The following is a 17,361-nucleotide window of genomic DNA, read 5'->3' as shown; positions in this document are numbered from 1 at the left end:
CCCTGCGCGCCGGTGCCGTAAAGGGGTCTCGTTTCAACTTTCTGGTGCGCGGCGATGGTGCGCGTCCGCCTCGCGGGTCGGCACACGCTTCGTCATGGGCCACGTCATACGCCATGTCATATGCTGCGGACAGGCGGGGTGTCCGAGGGGTTGACCGTAGTTGAATGCCGCCCTTACGGTCACGATCGCAAGCCCTTGCAGTCATCTTGCTGCAACGCATTGCAAGCGTGTGCCGACTCCCCAGTCATCCGTCGGTACAGCACCCGGGACACCCGCATCCTCACACGGGAGACTCCATGCACGGGAGCACCAGCACAGCACGAAGAGTCACCGCCACAGCGCTCGCCCTCACCGCCGGCGTGGCAGGCAGCCTCCTCGCCACCGCGGCACCGGCCCAGGCGGCACCACCGGGAGAGAAGGACGTCACCGCGGTGATGTTCGAGTGGAAGTTCGTCTCGGTCGCCCAGGCGTGCACCGACACCCTCGGGCCGGCCGGCTACGGGTTCGTCCAGGTCTCGCCACCGCAGGAGCACATCCAGGGCGGACAGTGGTGGACCTCCTACCAGCCGGTCAGCTACAAGATCGCGGGCCGGCTCGGTGACCGCGGACAGTTCAAGAGCATGGTCGACACCTGTCACGCGGCCGGCGTGAAGGTCATCGCCGACTCGGTCATCAACCACATGTCGGCCGGCAGCGGAACCGGCACCGGCGGCTCGTCGTACACCAAGTACAACTATCCGGGCATCTACTCCTCGAACGACCTCAACAACTGCACCTCGGAGATCAACAACTACGGCGACCGCTACAACGTCCAGGAGTGCGAGCTGGTCGGCCTCGCGGACCTGGACACCGGCGAGGACTACGTGCGGGGGAGGATCGCCGAGTACCTCAACGACCTGCTGTCCCTCGGCGTCGACGGCTTCCGGATCGACGCGGCCAAGCACATGGCCGCAGGGGACCTGGCCAACATCAAGTCCCGGCTCAGCGACCCGAACGTGTACTGGAAGCACGAGGCCATCTACGGCGCGGGCGAGGCCGTCTCGCCGACCGAGTACCTCGGCAGCGGCGACGTCCAGGAGTTCCGCTACGGACGCGACCTCAAGCGGGTCTTCAACAGCGAGAACCTCGCGTACCTGAAGAACTTCGGCGAGGCCTGGGGCTACATGGCCTCGGACAAGTCCGCCGTCTTCGTCGCCAACCACGACACCGAACGGGGCGGCGACACCCTCACCTACAAGGACGGTGCGAACTACACCCTGGCGCACGTCTTCATGCTGGCCTGGCCGTACGGCAGCCCCGACGTCCACTCCGGCTACGAGTTCACCGACCGCGACGCGGGACCGCCCAACGGCGGCCAGGTGAACGCCTGCTACAGCGACGGCTGGAAGTGCCAGCACGCCTGGCCCGAGATCTCCTCCATGGTCGCCTTCCGCAACACCGCCCGCGGCCAGTCCGTGACCGACTGGTGGGACAACGGCGGCGACCAGATAGCCTTCGGCCGCGGTTCGAAGGCGTACGTCGCCATCAACCACGAGGGCTCCTCGCTGACCCGTACGTTCCAGACGTCGCTGCCCGCCGGTGACTACTGCGACGTCCAGTCCGGCAACGGCGTCACGGTCGACGGGTCCGGCCGCTTCACCGCCACGCTGGGCGCCAACACGGCGGTGGCCCTGCATGTCAACGCCCGTACCTGCGACGGCGGAACCACCCCCGACCCCGACCCGGAGACCTCGGGCGCGTCCTTCGCCGTGAACGCCACCACCAGCCCGGGCCAGAACATCTACGTGACCGGCAACCGGCCGGAACTCGGCAACTGGAACCCGGGCAGCGCGCTCAAGCTCGACCCGGCCGCCTACCCGGTGTGGAAACTGGACGTGGACCTCCCCGAGGGCACGTCCTTCGAGTACAAGTACATCCGCAAGGACGAGGCGGGCAACGTGACCTGGGAGAGCGGCGCCAACCGCACCGCGACCGTCAACAGCACCAAGATCACGCTCAACGACACCTGGCGTGACTGAGCGCTGCCGGTAGGAGAGTCGCGTGTGAGCAAGCTGACACGCGCGGGGACATCGGGGTCGGCCGTTCGGGGGAAGGTACTGTGTTCAAGGCTCGAACGGCCCCCCGTATGACCCGCGGTGGGGACCGCGGTGAAAGCCGTCCGTCTGAGCCGCCCGCACGCGACCTCTGAAGTGGAGCTCATGAACGTGTCGACCGGCGGCAGGCGGCTACGGAGTGGGGGAGCCACAGTAGCCCTGGTCTGCGCGATCGTCCTGTCGCCCGGCCCCGGTTACGCGGCCCCGAGCGAACCCGAACCGCGAAACGACAAGTCGATCGAGGACATCCGCGCCGAACTGGACGGCCTCTACCGCGAGGCGGAAGTGGCCACCGAGGCGTACAACGCCGCGAACGAGAAGGCGGCCAAGCAGGAGAAGCGGCTGACGTCGCTGCGCAAGGACCTGACCCGTGCCGAGAAACGGGTGGAGAACCTGCGCGACCTCGCGGGTGCGGCCGCCCGCACCCAGTACCGCGGGGGCGATCTCGCCGCCACCGGCATCCAGTTGCTGCTCGGCGACCACCCCGACCAGGCCCTCGACCAGGCGTCCCAGGCCCGCCAGGCCATGCGGGGCCTGGTCAACGTCGCCGAGACCCAGAAGACGGCCCGCGCGGAGCTGAGCGGGCAGACCGATGCCGCCACCAAGGAGCTGCGGGAGCTGAAGAGCAGCCGCGCGGCCAAGGCCGGTGCGAAGCAGAAGATCGAGAAGAAGATCGCCTCGGCCGAGCGGATCGAGGCGGGCCTCGAGGAGGAACAGGCCCGCAAACTCGCCAAGCTGGAGAAGGAGAGGGAGCGGCAGGCCGAGGCCAAGTGGACCGGCTCCGACTCCGGCGGCGGTGGCTCGACGGGAACGGGCAAGGGGAAGGGGCCGGGAGGCGGCACACAGGCGAGCGGGGCGGCCGGGAAGGCCGTCGGCTTCGCGATGGCGCAGATCGGCAAACCGTACGTGTGGGGCGCCGTGGGACCGTCGTCGTACGACTGCTCGGGACTCACCTCCGCCGCCTGGGCGGCGGCCGGGCACCCCATTCCCCGTACCTCGCAGGCGCAGTGGGCAGGCCTGACCCGCGTGAGCCTGTCCTCCGCCCGCCCCGGAGACCTGATCATCTACTACAACGACGCCACCCATGTCGGCATGTACATAGGAGGCGGGCAGATCGTCCACGCGCCGCGGCCCGGCCGCGCCATCACGACCGCGCCGGCCGCCTCCATGCCCGTACTCGGCGTCGTACGACCCGGAGCCTGAGCGGATGACCCACTCGCTGACCCCCCGTGACGAGGGAAACCTGCCCGCGCTCGGCGCCACACCGCTGATCCGTCTCGACGCCTACGTGGCCGAGGACGGGTCGACGGTGGTCAACGGCCACCTGCTGGAAATGGGCGGCACGCGACCGCCCAACGAGGCGATCCTCGACGCCGTCGCCATGTTCGCCCGCACCCTGCGGGCCCCTGTCGCGGCCACCGTCATCGACCGCACCGTGCAACAGGTGGCGCGCCTGCGCGTCCACCCCGACGGCTCGAGCCGGACCATCGCCGACGAGGAGGACCTGCCGCCCGGCCGCGAGCGGACCGCCGCCGAGGAAGAGGCCTTCCCTCCGCTCGCCCGCGTCGAGCGCATCATCCAGCACGCGCAGCGCGAGGAGCTGCACGCCGCGTTCGTCCTCGCCAGCGCGCTGCGGGAGCACCTCACGCTGCGCAGGGGCGCGGAGGACGAACTCTCGCTGGAGGCCAGGGCGATCGAGGCGTACCTCGCGTACCTGCGCGGCGACCACATGCTCTCCACCGTCCTCGCGCTGACCGTCGCCCGTATCCGCTGCCGTACCGACCTGAACCGGGCGGCCCCCGACGTCGCCCGCGCCACCGCGGCGTGGCAGCGGCTCTGGGACGACGGCCAGGTGGCCACCCGGGGGCAGGAACTGCTGCACATGTGGGAGCGGCTGTCCGAGGCGGACCTGCTGCGGGACCCGTCCCACCACGCCATGGCCCAGGCCGTACGCAGCCGGCTCGCACAGGGCGGCCGTCCCGTACCGCCACCGTCCGCGGCAGCGGCCCTGGCCGCCGCCCCCGGCCCCGCCCCGGCCCCACCCGAGGACAAACCCCTCAAGCCCACCCGCCGCGGCCTGCGCCGCTTCACCCGCCGAGCCGCCCGCTGACGCGACAGAGTGGATGAGGTGTACGGGACCCGTCCCGTCACCCGGCTGACACAGTGCCTCCGGTCACCACAACCGTCCGGCCCCGACCAGCCGTCCCGGGTGGCCGGGGCCGTCAATCGAAGCGAGGCCCTGTGAGACGCATGCTTCACGCGCTGTTAGTGGGTGCGGTCGCCGTCGGAGTCTCGGGTGCGTTCCACCCGGTCGCGGCGGCGGACACCTCACCGCTGGAGGTCAAGAGCGTCACGGCGAGCGCCGATGACGGCAACGTTCCCGCCAACACCCTGGACAACGACCTGAGTACCCGTTGGTCGGCCGAGGGTGACGGGTCGTGGATCCGCTACGACCTGGGTTCGGAGCAGACCGTCGGGTCGGTGTCGGTCGCCTGGCACCAGGGGGACAGCAGGAAGAGCACCTTCGACGTCCAACTGTCCGACGACGGATCGTCGTGGACCACGGTCCTGAATCGGAAAGCCGGCAGCGGCACCACACTCGACCAGCAGAACCACGACTTCGCCGACGCCTCGGCCCGCTACGTGCGGATCGTCGGCCACGGCAACACGTCCAACGACTGGAACAGCATCACCGAGACCGACATCTACGGAGCCGACGGCGGCGGAGACGACGACGGTGGCTCCTGCGCCTACCCGGCCGACGTACTGGATCTGACGAACTGGTACATCGGGCTGCCGGTGGGCGACGAGGAGTCCCCCACCAACGTCTACCAGCCGGAACTCGCCACGTACGCGAACGACCCGTGGTTCACCGCGGCCGACGACTGCGAGGCCGTCCGGTTCCGCGCCCCGGTCGACGGTGTCACCACCAGCGGCTCCAAGTATCCGCGCTCGGAGCTGCGGGAGATGACGGACTCGGGGGAGGAGAAGGCGAGTTGGTCGTCCACCTCGGGCACCCACACGATGGTGATCGACCAGGCCATCACGGACGTCCCCGAGGAGACCCCGAACATCGTCGCCGGCCAGATCCACGGGGACTCCGACGACGTCAGTGTCTTCCGCCTGGAAGGCAAAAAGCTCTACATCACGGACGGCGACAAGGACAACCACAAGCTGGTGGTGGACGACTACGAGCCGGGTACCCGGTTCCAGGCGAAGTTCGTGGTCGGTGACGGCAAGGTCAAGGCCTACTACAACGGCGAGTTGCAGACCACCCTGTCGAAGGAGTTCTCCGGCGCCTACTTCAAGGCGGGCGCTTACACGCAGGCCAACTGCGACAACTCGGATCCGTGCAGCGGCGACAACTACGGCCAGGTGAAGATCTACGGGCTGAACGTCACGCACAGCGACGATGGTGGCGACGACGGCAGCGACGGCGACTCGGCCGAGGCCGCCGAGCGGTACGGCTGGGGCACGCCGCTGCCGGTCTCCGACGAGTTCGACTACACCGGCGCGGTCGACCCCGCCAAGTGGGACGTACCGTCGGGCAGCGTCGGCGGCACGGCCCAGTGCTGGGAAGGACACAGCGGAAACGGCCGCCGGTGCGGGAAGAACAGCACCGTCGCCGACGGCATGCTGACGATGCGCGGTGAGGCGAACGGCGACACCGGATGGATCAGGCAGAACAGTGACACCCAGTACGGCCGGTGGGAAATCCGGTCTCGCTCACGGAACATCGGCTCGGAGGGCGGGCTCTACCATCCGCTGCACCTGATCTGGCCCACCGAGGACAACCGGCTCGAGAACGGAGAGTACGACTGGGTCGAGTACTCGGACCCCGACGCGCAATGCCTCACGGCGTTCCTGCACTACCCGAAGAGCCCGTCGGACGAGAAGGAACGCCGCGACCTCTGTCCCCTGGACATGACGCAGTGGCACAACTTCGCGTTCGAGTGGACGCCCGAGGAACTGGTCGGCTACGTCGACGGTGTCGAATGGTTCCGGCTGGCGGACGGCGCGAACGACGACCGGGGGAACATCCAGGACATGCCCCTGGGGAACCTCGTCATCCAACTGGACAACTTCACCGGAGACAGCGGTCTGCGCCCGGCAGTGTTCGAGGTCGACTGGGTCCGCACGTACGACATCGAACCCGCGGGCGAGGACCCCACCGACCCCACCGACCCCGGCGGGGGTTCCCCGGTACAGGTCGCGGACGTCTCGGCGAGCGCGGACGACGGCAACGTTCCCGCCAACACCCTGGACAACGACCTGGGTACCCGTTGGTCGGCCGAGGGTGACGGGTCGTGGATCCGTTACGACCTGGGTTCGGAGCAGACCGTCGGGTCGGTGTCGGTCGCCTGGCACCAGGGGGACAGCAGGAAGAGCACCTTCGACGTCGAGTTGTCCGACGACGGATCGTCGTGGAGAGCCGTCCTGGAAGGACAGACCAGCAGCGGCGGCACACGTGAGCAGCAGAAGTACGACTTCGCCGATGCCCCGGCCCGCTACGTGCGGATCGTCGGCCATGGCAACACGTCCAACGACTGGAACAGCATCACCGAGACCGACATCTACGGAGCCGACGGCAGCGGCGGCGTCGACGCCGGCGCCGACGAACGGTCGTCGTCCACGGCCACGCGGGCACCGCTCGACGCGGCAGACGTAGGACCCGGCGCCGCGTAGAACGCGCCGCGCGGCGGGGGAGTGCGCCCGGGTCAGGGCTGGACGGGCGGAGTGTAGGGGAGGGTCAGGGACAGCAGGGTGAGCAGGCCCAGTACCACCGGCAGCAGGGCCACCAGGTAGAGAAAGGTGTAGCCGATGATGTCGCGTGCCTTCAGTTTCAGCACGCCCAGCAGCGGCAGCATCCAGAAGGGGTTGACGAGGTTGGGGAGGGCCTCGGCGGCGTTGTAGATCTGCACGGTCCAGCCGAGGTTGACGTTCAGGTCGTTGGCCGCCTGCATCACGTAGGGCGCCTCGATGACCCACTTGCCGCCTCCGGAGGGGATGAGGAAGCCGAGGACGACGGAGTAGACGCCCATCGTCAGCGGGAACAGCCCCGAGGAGCCCGTGCCGGTGAACATCGAGGCGAGGTAGTGCGACAGGCTGTTGCCGGAGCCGTTGGTGGCCTCCGTCATGATCGCGGCGATACCGGCGTAGAAGGGGAACTGGATCAGTACTCCGCCGGTGGCCGGCACGGCCTTCGCCACCGCGGCGACGAAGCGCCGCGGACGCCAGTGCAGCAGCATGCCCAGCGTCAGGACCAGCAGGTTGTAGGTGTTGAGGGCGGAGATCGCGACGATGGGGCTCTGGGACGTGAACTCCTGCACGGCCCAGCCGCCGACGAGCGCGACGACGACGAAGGTGAGCAGCGGGCTGTACTCCAGCCACTCCCCGGGCCGGGTGCGCGGCCGGTCCTCCTCCACCGGGTCGGACGGGTCGATGCCGAGGTCGGTGGCGGTGCGGACGCTGTCGCCGCGCGGCGCGGTGACGTAGGCGACCACGACGCAGGTGATGATCACCGCGGCGGCGAGGGTGAGGGACTGCCAGGTGAAGATGGTCTGGCTGAAGGGGATGACGCCGGTGATGTCCAGCAGCGAGTCCGTCAGGCTGTCCGGGTTGGCCTGCAACTGGGCGGCGGAGGAGCTGAGGCCGAGTGCCCAGCTTCCGCCGAGGCCCAGGTAGGCGGCCGCGGACGCGGCGCGGTAGTCGACGCGCAGGTCTTCCCGCTCGGCCAGCCGGCGCACCAGCAGTCCGCTGAAGATGAGGCTGAAGCCCCAGTTGAGCAGCGCCGAGGTGAGGCTGACGGTGGCCACCATGGCGACGGCGGTGCGGTTGTCGGACGGTATCCCGGCGAGCCTGACGATGACCCGTTGTACGGGACGCGCGGTGGCGACGACGTAGCCGCCGATCGCCACCATCGCCATCTGCATCGTGAACGGGATCAGGTCCCAGAAGCCGTCGCCGAACACGCCCGTGACCTTCGCGGGCGACGAGCCGATGGCCATCGCGGCGACGGCCACCACGGCGACGGCGAGCAGGGCGAAGACCAGCGCGGTGGGAAACCAGCGTTCGGAGAAGGCGGCGCTCCGGGCGGCGGCCCGCGCGAAGACGTTGTCGCTGGCTGTCGGGTGTTGCGGCTCAGCAGGGGGGACGTGCTGCTGGGTCATCGGGGATCACTCCTGGGACAGGTGGGACGTGTGGGACGTGTGGGAGGTGTGCGACGTGGTGGGCTCGGGCGAGAGGCCGCACGCCTGGTAGACCGCCGCCGCTGCGGTGAGGTCGGCGAGCGCGCTGCCCACGGACTTGAAGACGGTGATCTCGTCCGGGGAGCGCCGGCCGGACACCGTGCCCGAGCAGAGGCCGGACAGCGTGCCGCGGATGTCGTCCGGGGTGAGGACGCCGCGCTCCAGGGGCTGGGTCAGATCACCGGACTCGCGCGCGGCCTGCGGGGTGTCGATGAACACCGAACCGCGGCGCACGCACTGGTCGTCGGCCTCCCGCATGGTGGGGCGGAAGCTGCCGACGAGATCGAGATGGGTACCGGGCCGCAGCCAGCCACCCCGGATCACCGGTTCGGTGGCGAGCGTGGCGCAACTGACGATGTCGGCCTCGGCGACCGCCGCGGGCAGGTCGGTGACGGCCCGGGCGTCGACGCCCTGCCGGTTCACCCGGTCGGCGAGCCGCCCCGCGCTCTGCTCGGACCGGCTGTGCACGAGGACGGTGTGGATGCCGAGGACGCTGCGGTAGGCGTCGGCGGCGAGGCTGCCGACGTGTCCGGCGCCGACCACCAGCAGGACGCCGCTGTCCGGGCGGGCGAGGTGGCCGGCGGCGAGTGCGGACGTGGCCATGGTGCGGCGCCGGGTCAGCTCGTCGCCGTCGATGACCGCCAGGTGTTCCCCGGTGACGGCGTCGGCCAGCACGTACGCGGAGGACAGGGCGGGCCGGCCGAGGGCGGCGTTGCGGGGGAAGACGTTGACCAGTTTCACGCCGAGGAAGCCGCCCTCCGACCAGGCGGGCATCAGCAGCAGGGTGGCGTCGCCGTCCGCGTCGACGGTGTGGTGGTGGCGGTCGGGACTGTGCGCGCCCCGCACGAACCCGTCCCGCAGCGCGGGCACGAGCCGGTCGAAGGGGAGGGCGGCGACGGTCTGTTCGGCGTCGATGTGCAGCATGGGGGTCTTTCGGTAGTCCTGTGAGGGCAGGTCGGCAGGTCGGCAGGTCGGCAGGTCGGCAGGCCCGCAGGTGCGTAGGTCGGTCGGTGCGGGTCAGGCGTCCAGGACGAGGTCGTCGGAGACGGGCAGCGCCTGGCAGGTCAGGCACTGGTCGTCGGGCAGGTCCTCGGGCGGGTCGACGAGATGGGTGACCCGGCCGCCGAGGACGGTCACGGCACAGCTCTCGCACTGGCCGAGCCGGCAGCCGCTGGGCAGCCGGACGCCTTCCCGTTCGGCGAGCTGGAGCAGGGTGCCGTCGGCACGGGTCCAGGTCACGCGTTTGCGGCTGCGCCTCAGCTCGACGGTGGCGCGGGCGTCCTCGGGAACCGCCACCGCTCGGGCCGCCGCGTGGAACTTCTCGGCGAAGATGTCGAAGCGTGGCACGCCCCGGGCGACGAGCCCGGCGGTGACATCGGCGAGCATCCGCTCCGGACCGCAGAGATAGAAGCGGGCACGGCGGGCGATCAGCCCGGCGTCGACGTGCTCGGCCCCGACCCGCCCGCGGTGCGTGGGAGAGGGCCGGTCGGCGGGACCGCTTCTGCTGTAGTGCGTGTGCACCCGCAGCCGCGGCAGCCGCCGGCGCAGGGCTGCGACGCGCCCGGCGAAGGCGTGCGAGGCGGCGTCCCGGCTGCCGTGGTGCAGCACGACCTCCGGGACGCTGCCTCCGCTGTGCGCCAGCGTCTCCAGATAGCCCAGGAACGGCGTGATGCCGATGCCGGCCGCGAGCAGTACGACGGGCCGGTCGATGTCGGTGGGGATCACGAAGGGCCCGGCCGGTGCGGTGAGCCGGGCCCGGGTACCCGGGGCGGCGGTGTGGGCGAGGCCGGAGACCTCGCCGTCCGGCACCCGGCGCACGGCGATGCCGTAGCCGGTGCGGGCGGGGTCACGGGCGGGTCCGGTCAGGGAGTAGCTGCGGGACGCCGCCGCCCCGGTCGCGCCGGGACCGGTGAAGGACACGGTGACGTGCTGGCCGGGGCGGAAGTCGCCGGGCGTGGAACCGTCGGCGGGTTCCAGGGTCAGCGCGACGATGTCGGCGCCCTCCGGGCGGGCGTCGGCCACGACGAACTCCTTGCCGCCCGTCCAGTGCGTCAGGGGCAGCGCCAGGACGTCGCAGGCGCCGGAGCGCATGGGCACGGAGCCGCTGACCGGGTCGCGTATCTCGTCGTCGACGAGCAGGTTGTAGTTGCTGCCCCGCTCGTCGAACGGGTCGGAGCCGGGCAGGCCGAGGTCGGGGGCATCCTGCCACCAGCCGTACTCGGCGACCACGACATCGTCGTGCAGGTCGGGGTCGATCCGCGCCCGCATCCGGACGGCGCCCGAGCGGGTGGACACCTGCACCCACTGTCCGTCCACGACACCGCGCAGGCGCGCCAGTCCTGCGCTGATGTCGACGCCGGGGTCCGGACTGCGCCGGCGCAGCGAGGTCAGCCCCCGGTGCTGGCTGTGACAGAAGTAGCCGTTCTTGGCGCAGGTCAGCCGGAGCGGGAAGCGGTCGTCCGTGGCGCGGTGCGGGTCGGTGTACTCGGGCACGGGGGAGTAGCCGTGCGCCGCCAACTGCTCGGAGTACAGCTCGACGCGGCGGGTGGGAGTCGCGAAGCCGCCGACGTAACCGTCCTCGTCGGTCCGCGCGTACTTGCGGTAGGTGTGTGCGAGAGGCAGCCGCAGTCCGCCGGGCCGGCCGCGCAACGCGTCGACGGTCAGACCGACCGGGGCGAGCTGGTGGTTCCAGCCGGCCGTGACGTCCCCGTCGAAGAAGTCGGCGCCCATGCCCAGCCGTTCGGCGAGTTCGAAGACGACCTCCGTGTCGGAGCGCGACTCGCCCACCGGCTCCACCATGCGCGGCCGCAGTTGTACGTGCTCCTGCGCGCGCAGCCCGATCTCGAAGCCCGCCTTGACGGCCTCGTGCTCCCAGGGGCTGTTGACCGGCAGCACGATGTCGGCGAACCGCGAGGTGGGGTTGGGGAACAGGTCCAGGTGCACGTAGAAGTCGAGTGCGCGCAGCGCCTCGGCGGTGCGCCGCGGATCGGGCTGGGAGAGCACCAGGTTGCTGCCGAAGCCGACCAGGGCCCGCACCGGGTAGGGCTCGCCGTCCAGGACGGCGCGGCACAGGTCGCGGCCGCTGACCCAGCCCTGCGCCGGCGGTCCGATCGGGTGCTCGGCGAGCCCGAGGGCCTTCGCCCGCTGTCCGGCGTCGAGTTGGTCGAGGGAGGTGACCGGGGCGAGGGGCTGCCGGGGCCAGATCACGTTGCCGCCGGGCGCGTCGAAGCTGCCGGTCAGCGCGTACAGGGTGGCGATGGCACGTTCGGTCTGCGTGGCGTTCGCGTGCTGCCCGACGCCGGTCCAGGAGTGGTAGGAGACGGAGCGTGCCGAGGCCAGGGCGTCCGCGAACGCGGCCAGTTCGGCGACGCCGACACCGGTCGCGTGAGCGGTGGCCTCCGGGGTCCACGGGGCGCAGGCGTCCCGGTACCGCCGGAAGGCGGGCACGCAGTCGACGGGGCCGTCGACGGTGTCGATCCGGTACGTGCCGTCCAGTGCGAAGTCCTCGGGGCGGTGCGCCGGGAACCGGGTGTCGTACGGCCGACAGGTCCCGGTGACGGCGTCCTGGACGACGTGACCGGTGAGCGCGGGGTCGACGTCCTCGGCGCGCAGGAAGCGGCCGGTGTCGCGGCGCACCAGGAGCGGGGCGTTGGTCCAGGCGCGCACGAAGCCGTCGTCGTACGCGGCACGTTCCAGCAGCAGCCGGGCGGTGCCCAGGGCGAGGGCCGCGTCGGTGCCGGGCCGCACCCGCAGCCAGTGGTCGGCGTCCCGGGCGCTGGTGGACCGGCGCGGGTCGACGACGGCCAGCCGCGCGCCGCGGGAGCGGGCGTCGGCGAGCGCCGCGGACTGGGCGAGCCAGGTCTTGGCCGGGTTGTGGCCCCACAGCACGGCGAGGTCCGTGGCGGCGAAGTCGGCGGTCGGCAGGGCGCGGCCGAAGGTGAAGGCGTGCGCCCAGTCCTTGTGCCAGTTGCAGACCTCGGTGGAGTAGCAGATGTTGGGGCTGCCGAAGAGCCTGACGAACCGCTCGATCCAGTCGATCGAGTCCGACAGCGCCGTGCCGCTGGGCGAGGTCACCGCGAACGCCACCGCCTCCGCGCCGTGCCGGGCCTTCGTCCGGCCCAGTCGCTCGGCGATCTCGGCGAGTGCCTCGTCCCAGCCGATGGGCTCCCACTTGGGGTCCGGGTCGGACTTCGGGGTGGTGCGCCGCAGGGGCCGGGTCAGCCGGTCGGGGCTGTGCACGATCTCGGGCGCGGCCCGCCCCTTGGGGCACAGGGCGGCCCCCGTGGGATGACTGGTGTCGGGCCGCACACCGGTCAGCGCCCCGCCCTCGACGGTGTAGACGGCACCGCACCGGGAGCGGCACAGGGTGCAGTACCCCTGCTTCTCCGCCATCTCCGCCACCTTCGCCATTGTTACTCTCCAGTAGTCGGTTACCGGCTACCGGTTGCCGGTAAGCCAGTAAGATGCATTGCGGCGGAGTTCGAAGTCAAGAGTTCGCAGTCAAGAGAAGGCAGGGCGGAGCACCGATGGCGCAGAACCTGGCAGCCGGTTCAGCCGGTTCCCTCAAGCGCACCAGCCTGCGCGATCAGGTGCTCGACCTGGTGCGCCAGTCACTGGTCTCGGGCGAGATCCGGCCCGGGGACATCTACTCGGCCGCGGCCCTCGCCGCCAGGCTCGGTGTCTCCAGCAGCCCGGTGCGTGAAGCCATGCTCACCCTGGTCGGCGAGGGCCTGATGGAACCGGTCCGCAACCGCGGCTACCGGGCGGTGCCGATGAGCGAGCACGACCTGGACGAGGTGTTCGCGATGCGCCTGCTGCTGGAGGTGCCCGGCACGCTCTGGGCGGCACAGCGGGCGACGCCGGAGGATGTGGCCGGACTGCGCGTGGTGGCCGACGAGATCGAGGCGGCGGCGGGGGCGGGGGACGTCGTCGCGTTCCTGGACGCGGACCGCCGCTTCCACGCGGGCCTGCTGCGGCTGTGCGACAACCGGCGGCTGGTCGACACCGTCCTGTCACTGCGTGACCAGACCCGTCTGTACGGCCTGGACGCCCTGGCCCGGCACGGCATGCTGGACCGCTCGGCCCGTGAACACCACGACATGCTGGACGCCGTGGCCGCGGGGGACCCGGAGCGCCTGGAGGAGGCAATCCGCCACCACCTCCGCCACACGCGCTCCGACTGGGCCCGGCCGGACGACGGCGCCTCGTCCGGGGCGGCCGAGGCGCCGGAGAAGGCCACCCCGCAGCGCTGACGGACGGCTTCCTGTGCGCGTCGGTGGCGAACTGAACGAAACAGCCTCCAACACGCCGTGCCTACCGCCCAAGTTGATCCTTCCGGACCAGTTCGCCCGTACGCTTTCCCCACCGTAGAGAGCAGGCAGGCGGAACCGGCCACGACACAAGGGAGTGACGGACATGCGGCGTATCGACGTGGCGGAGCGACGGGCCCGGCTCGGCGTACGGCACCGGCTGGCGGTCGCCGCCCGTGCGAAGGACCCCGTCGAGGTGGCAGGTGACCTCGTCGCGCTGCACAGCACCGACCCGTCCTCCGTGTACGTCGCCACCTGGGCGCGGACGAACGGCGGTTCGGTGCGGGACGTGGAACGCGTCCTCTACGAGGACCGCTCCCTCATCCGGCTGCTCGGCATGCGCCGCACCGTCTTCGTGACCACCCTCGACGTGGCCCCGGTGATGCAGGCCGCCTGCTCGAAGGCGGTGGCCGCGCGCGAACGCCGCAAGCTCCTGGGGTTCCTGGCCGCGTCCAAGGTCGCGGACGACGAGGCGGGGGTGCGCGCATGGCTCGCCGAGACGGAGGACATCGCCGTACGCGCGCTCGCCGCGCGCGGCGAGGCGACGGCCGCCGAACTCGCAGGCGACGACCCCCGCCTCAGTACGACGGTCGTGCTCTCGGCGGGCAAGAGCTACGAGGGCACGCAGAAGGTCGCGAGCAGGCTGCTGCTCCTGCTCGCCGCCGAGGGCCGCGTGGTGCGGGGTCGGCCGCGCGGCTCCTGGACCTCGCACCAGTACCGCTGGGCACCGCTGACCGACTGGTCACCCGGCGGCCTCGCCGAGTGGGACACCCACGAAGCGGAGCAAGAACTGGCCCGGCGCTGGCTGCGCGCCCACGGTCCGGCGACGGCGGACGACCTGCGCTGGTGGGCGGGGTGGACCAAGACACAGGTCAAGCGGGTGCTGACGGCACTCGAGCCGGTCGAGGTCGATCTCGGCGGCGGCACGACGGGTCTGCTCCTGCCCGACGACCTGGCGGAGACCGAGCCGCCGGAGCCGTGGGCCGCGCTCCTGCCGGCGCTCGACTCCACCCCCATGGGCTGGCACGAACGCGACTGGTTCCTGGGCGACCACGGCCCGCGCCTCTTCGACCGGGTCGGGAACATCGGCCCCTCGCTGTGGTGGGACGGCCGCATCGTCGGCGGCTGGGCCCAGGACGGCAGCGGTGAGATCGTGTGCCGCTTCCTGGAGGACATCGGCGCGGACGCCGAGGCGACGGTGCGCGCGGAGGCGGAACGCCTCGCCGTCCCCCTGGGCGACGTCAGACTGAGCGCCCGCACCCGGGGGCGTACGTGGCTGGAGGACGAGCTGGCGAAATAGCGCCGGGGAGGCGACAGCGAGGTGGGGCCCGGCCGACCAGGTCGGCGCCGCCGGGCCTGACTCCGGAGTCCAGCACGCTGCGCGCACCGCGCCCGCCGCGAGGCTCAGACGGGCAGGTACGGGCTCGGCTTGTCGTGCCAGCTGATGCGGAGCGCGTCGCGGGCGCGGGTCGCGGCCACGAAGAGCAGCGAGCGTGCCCTGAGTTCCTCGCGGGCGCGGCGCCGGGGATCGGTGACGCGGTAGCGCTCGATGACCGCCGTGCGGGGGATGACACCGTCGCGGGCGCCGACGATGGCCAGCTTCTGGTATTCGAGGCCCTTGAAGCGGTGCATCGTGCCGACGTGCACCTCGCCGTCCCCCTTGGGCCCGTCCTTGGTGAGTTCGGCGACGGTGATCCCCGCCTTGGTGGCCAGATGGAACATCACCTGATTGACCATGTCCCGTTCCGCGACGCACACGGCGATACTTCCGCGCGGGTCGCGACGCGGGCCGGTGCCGCCGTTGCCCGTCGTGATCTCCTCCCGCCAGGAGGTCAACGTGACGGCGAGCCGGTCGAGTTCGTCGTCCCAGGACGTGCAGGGGACCAGGTCGGGCACGGGGCCGCGCAGGACGGAGCGGTATCCGTCGAGGTTGTCGGTGCTGTCGTCGAGGTCGTCGTAGGCGAGGTTCTCGCCGGTGAGGTTCACCACCTGCATGGCCCGGGAGAGGATCTCCCTGGTGGTGCGGTAGCTGAGGGTGAGCCTGGACGAGCGGCCCCGGATGTTGACGCCGACAGTGCCGAGGGTGACCTGCTGATCGTAGATGCGCTGATGCGTGTCGCCGGCGATGAACAGGTCGTCGGGGCCGGGGGCGACCATGGCGCGCAGCATCTTCCAGTGGGCGGCGCGCAGGTCCTGGGCCTCGTCGACCACGATGTGACCGTACCGGTGGTGGAGGAACCGCATGCCGGAGCCGTCGTCGCGGTGGATGAGGTCCTTGCCGCCGACGGCTTCTTTGTGCTCCTGCCGGGCCCTGATCCTGGCGTCGCGCTCCCTTTCGAGGCGGGCGGCGCGCTCGGCGGCCTGCCCCCAGGTCTCCAGCCCGTCCTTGTCCAGGCGGGCGGTGAACTGCTCCAGGATCTTCCAGATCCCGGCGCGCTCGGGCCGGGTGACGGAACGGCCGCGGCCGGCCCGGCGGGCGTCGAAGTACGCCTTCCTGCTGCCGATGGACTGGCCGAGGATCACCTGGTCCCACTCCTCGTAGAGGAACTCGGCGTCCCAGCGGCGCTCGTCGAGTTCGAGCAGGAGCTGCCTCAGCACGTTGAGCGCGGCGTTGTCGTAGACGCGCTGCCGGGCCGTGCCCTTGACGGAGTTCTCGCTGAGGACCCGCGCGGCGAGCTGGTCGATGTGGGCGATCTCCACGCGGGCGAGCAGCTCGGGCTCCATCAGTGAGGCGAGCCGGGCGCGCAGGTCGGTGGTGAGGTTCTTGGTGAACGTCGTCAGCAGGATGGGCTTGCCGTGCCCGGGCGGCAGTTGCCGCGCGAGGTGCCTGACCCGGTGCAGGGCGACGATCGTCTTGCCGGTGCCGGGGCCGCCCGAGACGCGGGCCGGACCGTTGTAGGCGCGGTGGACGAGCTTGGCCTGGGTGGGGTGCAGGAAGACCTTCCAGGCGCGGAAGTCGCCCTCCTCCAGGGCGGCCTGGATGTCGGCGTCGATGGTGGTGACGGTGGTGCGGGCGAGCGCGGCGCCGAGGTCCTGCTCGTAGTCCTGGCCGAGGTCGACCTTGACCGGGGCGGTGATCTCCTTGCGGACCTCGTCGAGGGGCATGCCGGCGGCGAGCCCGTACAGGATGTCCTTGGACAGCAGCGGTGCTCCGGCGACCAGCTGGTCGAGCTCGTCGCTGTCGGTGACGGCGAGCGCGAGGTCGATGAGCTGGCCGGCGACGCCCAGCTCACGCAGGTCGTCCGCGGTGACCCCGGTGAGCAGGGGCTCGGCGGCGGGCGGGGCGGGCTCGGGCGCCGGCTCCCGGGCGGGCCGGGGCTCGGGCTCGGTGGGGGTGAGGGTGACGCCCGCGCGCTGCAGCACGCTCTCGCCCACCACGGAGAGGTCCACGAACTCGATCTCGCCGGTGATCCGGTTGATCGCGACCGAGAGTTCCTCGTAGACGTGCTTGCGGTGGCGTACCGCGATGACGAGCCAGTTCTCCCGGCCCGTGTCGTCGACACCGGCCCTGGCCAGCAGGGCGCGGTACGACTGGTCGATCTTGGCGCGGAAGACCCCGCCGTCGCCCTTGAGGGGCTTGAGGTCCAGGCCGGGGTGGTCCGGGTCCTCGCGGAAGCGGTGGCAGAAGTCGTAGAACTTGCCCTTGACCGAGCGGTCGAGCTTGTACAGCTCCTGTTCGGCCTTCTGATACAGGCTGAGCCGGGCGGTCAT

10 protein-coding genes are annotated in these 17,361 nt (G+C 71.2%); 6 read left to right on the top strand and 4 right to left on the bottom strand.

Going from position 1 to position 17,361, the window contains the following annotated elements; translation table 11 throughout:
• Nucleotides 1-296 precede the first annotated feature (296 nt).
• From KUM40_RS17810 to KUM40_RS17795, 4 genes are all read left to right on the top strand, one after another.
• Complete coding sequence (locus KUM40_RS17810; RefSeq protein WP_217166981.1) at nt 297-2,018, top strand: carbohydrate-binding module family 20 domain-containing protein; 1,722 nt, start codon at nt 297-299, stop codon at nt 2,016-2,018.
• 180 nt (nt 2,019-2,198) lie between these two features.
• Nucleotides 2,199-3,296 (top strand): NlpC/P60 family protein, encoded by a 1,098-nt coding sequence (locus KUM40_RS17805; protein WP_217166980.1) that lies wholly within the window; start codon nt 2,199-2,201, stop codon nt 3,294-3,296.
• Between the two features lie 4 nt (nt 3,297-3,300).
• Entirely contained in the window at nt 3,301-4,203 is a 903-nt protein-coding gene (locus KUM40_RS17800) for a hypothetical protein (RefSeq protein ID WP_217166979.1), read from the top strand.
• A 140-nt stretch (nt 4,204-4,343) separates the two neighbouring features.
• A complete protein-coding gene (locus KUM40_RS17795; protein ID WP_217167001.1) occupies nt 4,344-6,779 on the top strand; it encodes a polysaccharide lyase family 7 protein in 2,436 nt (811 codons plus the stop codon).
• A 32-nt stretch (nt 6,780-6,811) separates the two neighbouring features.
• Here the strand turns inward: KUM40_RS17795 and KUM40_RS17790 are convergent, their stop codons facing one another.
• The 3 genes from KUM40_RS17790 to KUM40_RS17780 all read right to left on the bottom strand — a co-directional run bounded on the left by KUM40_RS17790 (nt 6,812) and on the right by KUM40_RS17780 (nt 12,733).
• The gene (locus KUM40_RS17790; RefSeq protein ID WP_217166978.1) at nt 6,812-8,263 is read right to left on the bottom strand and encodes a short-chain fatty acid transporter; all 1,452 of its coding nucleotides are present in this window, start codon (nt 8,261-8,263) and stop codon (nt 6,812-6,814) included.
• A 6-nt stretch (nt 8,264-8,269) separates the two neighbouring features.
• Nucleotides 8,270-9,265, bottom strand: a complete 996-nt coding sequence (locus KUM40_RS17785) for an ornithine cyclodeaminase family protein (RefSeq protein ID WP_217166977.1) — start codon at nt 9,263-9,265, stop codon at nt 8,270-8,272.
• 93 nt (nt 9,266-9,358) lie between these two features.
• The gene (locus tag KUM40_RS17780; RefSeq protein WP_217166976.1) at nt 9,359-12,733 is read right to left on the bottom strand and encodes a molybdopterin-dependent oxidoreductase; all 3,375 of its coding nucleotides are present in this window, start codon (nt 12,731-12,733) and stop codon (nt 9,359-9,361) included.
• Nucleotides 12,734-12,867: 134 nt separating this feature from the next.
• Between KUM40_RS17780 and KUM40_RS17775 the strand changes: the two genes are divergently transcribed.
• Nucleotides 12,868-13,593, top strand: a complete 726-nt coding sequence (locus KUM40_RS17775; protein WP_217166975.1) for a GntR family transcriptional regulator — start codon at nt 12,868-12,870, stop codon at nt 13,591-13,593.
• Nucleotides 13,594-13,756: 163 nt separating this feature from the next.
• Nucleotides 13,757-14,950 (top strand): winged helix DNA-binding domain-containing protein, encoded by a 1,194-nt coding sequence (locus KUM40_RS17770; protein ID WP_217166974.1) that lies wholly within the window; start codon nt 13,757-13,759, stop codon nt 14,948-14,950.
• Between the two features lie 104 nt (nt 14,951-15,054).
• Here the strand turns inward: KUM40_RS17770 and KUM40_RS17765 are convergent, their stop codons facing one another.
• Nucleotides 15,055-17,361 carry a UvrD-helicase domain-containing protein gene (locus tag KUM40_RS17765; RefSeq protein ID WP_217166973.1) on the bottom strand — a complete coding sequence of 769 codons (2,307 nt, stop codon included), beginning with the start codon at nt 17,359-17,361 and terminating at the stop codon, nt 15,055-15,057.

The sequence above is a fragment of the Streptomyces sp. AC512_CC834 genome (assembly GCF_019049325.1).
In the GTDB taxonomy this organism is placed as follows: domain Bacteria; phylum Actinomycetota; class Actinomycetes; order Streptomycetales; family Streptomycetaceae; genus Streptomyces.
This window is presented reverse-complemented; position numbering and strand designations above follow the sequence as displayed.

Bases quoted from the DNA above. Each gene is read 5' to 3' on its own strand.
- KUM40_RS17795 (WP_217167001.1), top strand. From the start codon at position 4,344: ATGCTTCACGCGCTGTTAGTGGGTGCGGTCGCCGTCGGAGTCTCGGGT.
- KUM40_RS17765 (WP_217166973.1), bottom strand. From the start codon at position 17,361: ATGACCGCCCGGCTCAGCCTGTATCAGAAGGCCGAACAGGAGCTGTAC.
- KUM40_RS17810 (WP_217166981.1), top strand. From the start codon at position 297: ATGCACGGGAGCACCAGCACAGCACGAAGAGTCACCGCCACAGCGCTC.
- KUM40_RS17800 (WP_217166979.1), top strand. From the start codon at position 3,301: ATGACCCACTCGCTGACCCCCCGTGACGAGGGAAACCTGCCCGCGCTC.
- KUM40_RS17770 (WP_217166974.1), top strand. From the start codon at position 13,757: ATGCGGCGTATCGACGTGGCGGAGCGACGGGCCCGGCTCGGCGTACGG.
- KUM40_RS17780 (WP_217166976.1), bottom strand. From the start codon at position 12,733: ATGGCGGAGAAGCAGGGGTACTGCACCCTGTGCCGCTCCCGGTGCGGT.
- KUM40_RS17805 (WP_217166980.1), top strand. From the start codon at position 2,199: ATGAACGTGTCGACCGGCGGCAGGCGGCTACGGAGTGGGGGAGCCACA.
- KUM40_RS17785 (WP_217166977.1), bottom strand. From the start codon at position 9,265: ATGCTGCACATCGACGCCGAACAGACCGTCGCCGCCCTCCCCTTCGAC.
- KUM40_RS17775 (WP_217166975.1), top strand. From the start codon at position 12,868: ATGGCGCAGAACCTGGCAGCCGGTTCAGCCGGTTCCCTCAAGCGCACC.
- KUM40_RS17790 (WP_217166978.1), bottom strand. From the start codon at position 8,263: ATGACCCAGCAGCACGTCCCCCCTGCTGAGCCGCAACACCCGACAGCC.